The 3,385-nt window shown below is 75.9% G+C and carries 3 protein-coding genes; all 3 read left to right on the top strand.

Features of this window, described 5'->3' with window-relative positions:
* Positions 1 to 116 precede the first annotated feature (116 nt).
* Positions 117 to 2,036 carry an apolipoprotein N-acyltransferase gene (lnt, locus tag AB0J52_RS32975; RefSeq protein ID WP_500186765.1) on the top strand — a complete coding sequence of 640 codons (1,920 nt, stop codon included), beginning with the start codon at positions 117 to 119 and terminating at the stop codon, positions 2,034 to 2,036.
* A gap of 5 nt (positions 2,037 to 2,041) precedes the next feature.
* The gene (locus AB0J52_RS32970; protein WP_500186764.1) at positions 2,042 to 2,788 is read left to right on the top strand and encodes a polyprenol monophosphomannose synthase; all 747 of its coding nucleotides are present in this window, start codon (positions 2,042 to 2,044) and stop codon (positions 2,786 to 2,788) included.
* A gap of 76 nt (positions 2,789 to 2,864) precedes the next feature.
* A partial coding sequence (locus tag AB0J52_RS32965) for an FxsA family protein (RefSeq protein ID WP_500186763.1) occupies positions 2,865 to 3,385 on the top strand: 521 nt, incomplete at its 3' end.

Raw genomic sequence — 3,385 nt, 5'->3', positions numbered from 1 at the left:
CCGGCAGGACGGCCGCCGCGCGCCGGACCGCATCCGCCCGGTCGTATCGGTGCCGCCGAACCGGTAGCGTTCGGCCGGTCCATATCGGACGCCGACCCATCGGACAAGGAGCCGCGGTGGCGCACGACACCCTTCCGGAACGGCCGGGCCCCGGCGCGGGCGACGACCCCGCCGAGACCGCGCCCGCCCGCCCGGACTCCGGCACGGCCACCGCGACCGCCGCCGCCCCACCCGCCCCCGCCGCCGGGACGGACGGAACCGCCACCCCCGAGACCGCCGCGCCCCTTGCCGAAGCTCCGGGCGAGGCGGCGACCGCGGCTCCCAGCGGACGGTGGGCGGCGATCCGCCGCGGCGGACGCGCCGGATGGCCCCGCCACGCGGTCGCCGTCGCCGCCGGACTGCTGCTGTGGCCGGCGTTCCCGCCCGTCGACCTGCCCTTCCTCGCCTTCCCCGCGATCGCGCTGCTCACCCTGGCGTGGCGCGGCGTGCCCGCCCGCACCGCCGCCTGGCTCGGGTTCGTCGGCGGCGCGCCGTTCTTCCTGCCCGTCCTGGAGGGCATCCACAAGGTCGGCTGGGACGGCTGGGTGGCGCTGAGCCTGGTCCAGGCGCTCTACTTCATCCCGCTGGCCGCCGGGACCGCCGTGGTCACCCGCCTGCCCGCCTGGCCGCTGTGGACCGCCGCCGGCTGGGTCGCCGAGGAGGCCCTGCGCGGCCGCCAGCCGTTCGGCGGCTTCCCCTGGGCGCGGCTGGCGTTCAGCCAGACCGCCACCCCCCTCACCCCGTACGCCTCGCTCGGCGGCGCGCCGCTGGTCACCTTCCTCACCGCGCTGGTCGGCGGGCTGCTCGCCTACGCCGCCGTCACCGTCTGGCGCCTGCGCCCGCACCACGACGCCAACCCCGCTGACAGCGCCGCCGACGGCGCCGGCCGCCTGCCGCGCGACGGCGCGCGAGGCCGCCGTGGTCTGCGCGGGCCCGTGGCGGGCCTGGCCGTCGCCGTCGCGCTGGCCGCGCTGGTCATCGGCGGCGGCCTGGGCATCCCCACCCCCGCCTCCGGACGGCCCGTCACCGTCGCGGTCGTCCAGGGCAACGTGCCCCGCCTCGGCCTGGACTTCCTCGGGCGGCGCCGCGCCGTCCTGGACAACCACGTCCGCGAGACGCGCAAGCTGGCCGCCCAGATCCGCGCCGGGCAGGTGCCCCGGCCGCAGCTGGTGATCTGGCCCGAGAACGCCAGCGACCTCGACCCGTTCATCGAACCCGACGCCTACCAGGCCATCGACGGCGCCGTCCGCGACGTCGGCGTGCCCGTCCTGGTCGGCGCGCTCGTCGAGACCCCCGACGGCAAGCGCATCGAGAACCGCGGCATCGTCTGGGACCCCCGGACCGGGCCCGGGAACTACTACGTCAAGCGGCATCCCGTCCCGTTCGGCGAGTACCTGCCGTTCCGCGACCTGCTCACCAAGCTGATCACCCGCTTCGAGCGCGTCCCCCGCGACTTCGTCAAGGGCGACCGCAGCGGCGTCATGAAGCTCGGCCCCATCACGATCGGCGACGTCATCTGCTTCGAGGTCGCCTACGACAAGGAGACCCGCGACTCCGCCCCCGGCAACGTCATGGTCGTCCAGACCAACAACGCCACCTACGGCGAGACCAGCCTGCCCCCGCAGCAGATCGCCATGTCGCGGCTGCGGGCCGTCGAGCACGGCCGGACGGTCCTGGTCGCCGCGACGAGCGGCATCAGCGCGATCGTGGCCCCCGACGGCCGTATGATCGCCGAGTCGCGGGAGTTCGTCCCGGCCCTCCAGGTCGCCACGGTCCCCGCGCGAACATCCCGTACGATGGCGGACCGTCTGGGCGCGCTCCCCGAGTGGGCCCTCACCGTCGCGGCCCTCGGGGCGGTCGCGGCGGCGCTCGGCCTGGCGCGCCGCCGCCGCGCCGCCGCGCCGTCCCCGCAGGACCCCACCGGCCGGGACGACCAGCGGGACACCAAGCGGGACAGCGTGCGCGACGCCGCGCGCGCCGAGGACGAGGAGAACTGACGCCGATGGACATCCCAGCCGACCTGGGCCGGGTCCTAGTGATCATCCCGACCTACAACGAGCGGGACAACATCGAGCGGATCGTCGGCCGCGTCCGGGCCGCCGTGCCCGCGGTGGACGTGCTGGTCGCCGACGACAACAGCCCCGACGGCACCGGCCGGATCGCCGACGGCCTCGCCGCCGCCGACGACCACGTCAGGGTCCTGCACCGCAAGGGCAAGGAGGGCCTCGGCGCCGCCTACATCGCCGGGTTCCGCTGGGCCGCCGAGCAGGGCTACGACGTCATGGTCGAGATGGACGCCGACGGCTCCCACCAGCCCGAGGAACTGCCCCGCCTGCTCACCGCGCTGCAGGACGCCGACCTGGTCCTCGGCGCCCGCTACATCCCCGGCGGCCGCACCGAGAACTGGCCGCTGAGCCGCCAGCTCATCTCCCGCGGCGGCAACGTGTTCGTCCGCACCATGCTCGGGCTGCCGCTGCGCGACGCCACCGGCGGCTACCGCGCCTTCCGCGCCGCGACCCTGCAGAAGATCGGCCTGGACGGCGTCGACTCGCGCGGCTACTGCTTCCAGATCGACCTGGCGCGCCGCTCCCTCAAGCAGGGCCTGCGGGTGGTGGAGGTCCCGATCACCTTCGTCGAGCGCGTCCACGGCACCAGCAAGATGAGCCGGGACATCATGGTCGAGGCGATGGTCCGCGTCACGCAGTGGGGTGTCGCCGACCGCGTCGCCCGCCTGCGCGGACACCGCTGACCCGGGGGAAACGTTCGGGGCGCGCGCGGCGTTGTACCCGGTGACGGTCCGTCCACCCGACCCGAAGATGGAAGCCATGCTGCCGCTCGTCCTGGTCCTGTCGTTCCTGCTGCTGCCCGTCCTGGAGATCGTGCTGATCGTCCAGGTGGGGCAGGCCATCGGCGGCTGGCCCACGGCCGGGCTGCTGGCCGCCGGGCTCCTGCTCGGCGGCTGGATCGTCCGCCGCGAGGGCCGCCGCGCCCTGAACGCCGCCCTCAGCCGCGGCGAACTGCCCGAGCGCGAACTCGCCGACGCCGCCCTGATCATGGCGGGCGGGGTCCTGCTGATGATCCCCGGCTTCCTCACCGACGTGCTGGGGCTGCTGCTGGTCCTGCCGGTCACCCGGCCCCTGCTGCGGCGGCTGCTCGGCGGGGTCGCCTCGCGGCGCCTGGCCGCCGTGCAGGCCCGCGCGGGCTTCCCGCCCGGCATGACCGGCCCCGGCGGCTTCGGCGCTCCCGGCCCCGGTCACAGTCACGGTCACAGGCAGGACCCGCTCGGCCGCACCGGCGGGACGTCCGCCGACGGCGGCGCGGCTCCGCGCGGCACGGTCGTGCAGGG

Source organism: Spirillospora sp. NPDC049652, assembly GCF_040675125.1.
In the GTDB taxonomy this organism is placed as follows: domain Bacteria; phylum Actinomycetota; class Actinomycetes; order Streptosporangiales; family Streptosporangiaceae; genus Spirillospora.
Note: the sequence above shows the minus strand (reverse complement) of the source record. Positions and strands in the feature narration are given on the sequence as shown.